Source organism: Mesorhizobium sp. M1A.F.Ca.IN.020.06.1.1, from assembly GCF_004023265.1.
GTDB lineage: Bacteria > Pseudomonadota > Alphaproteobacteria > Rhizobiales > Rhizobiaceae > Mesorhizobium.
This window is the reverse complement of sequence record NZ_RZSR01001594.1, coordinates 1-705: the sequence shown is the minus strand read 5'-3', so window position 1 is coordinate 705 and position 705 is coordinate 1. Positions and strand designations below refer to the sequence as shown.

The window sequence follows — 705 nt, the reverse complement described above, 5'->3', positions numbered from 1 at the left end:
ACACAAGCCACTACGTTAGCGATAGAAGCGGCTGGCAGGACCGGCGGAGCCAATGCCGTCAACGATAAGGTACAACCAGTCATGGGTGCCGAAGACTTCGCATATATGCTGAACGCCAGGCCGGGTGCGCTGATATTTCTGGGCAATGGCGACTCAGCCCCAGTTCATAATGCTGCCTATGACTTTAACGACGACGCGATCCCGTTCGGAATTGCGTACTGGGTGAATGTCGTAGAACAGGCCCTTGGTCGCTGAGTGAAATAGGCATTTCACGGCGGCGCGCGATTCAGCGACTTCAGTCCGCCGTAGCCGTACTTTGAAAAGGCTGACGCAGTCCCAAGTGTCATAATTACCAGGTAACCTGAACTGGAGCGCAGTTTGTCGACCCCACCTCGTGCCCTAGGAATCCTGAACCTTGAGAGAGGTGCCAAGTCGGGTGAATCCTCTTCAGAGGATGCCATTGACGCATTCAAGGAAAGATTGGGCTTTCCGATCGTCGCTGAGACTGTCGCCGGCGCCTGGGCCGACAATGTTATCCAGGGAGATCCTTCACTGGAAGCTGCATATATCGCAGCGGCCCAACGGCTCGTTGCTCGCGGCGCGGTCGCCATCACGGCAAACTGCGGCTATTCGGTGCGGCATCAGGCAGCGTTAGCTGCTGCAGTGGGCGTTCCCGTGGCGGCGACAAGCCTGATCCTCCTGCCG

General features: G+C 57.4%; 1 protein-coding gene and 1 pseudogene. Both read left to right on the top strand.

What is annotated here, in order from left to right; all coding sequences use genetic code 11:
- Positions 1-255: M20/M25/M40 family metallo-hydrolase (locus EOA60_RS35755; protein WP_128312770.1), on the top strand; the 255-nt coding region annotated here is incomplete at its 5' end.
- A 225-nt stretch (positions 256-480) separates the two neighbouring features.
- Positions 481-705: pseudogene (locus EOA60_RS38545) on the top strand (hypothetical protein); the annotation flags it as partial.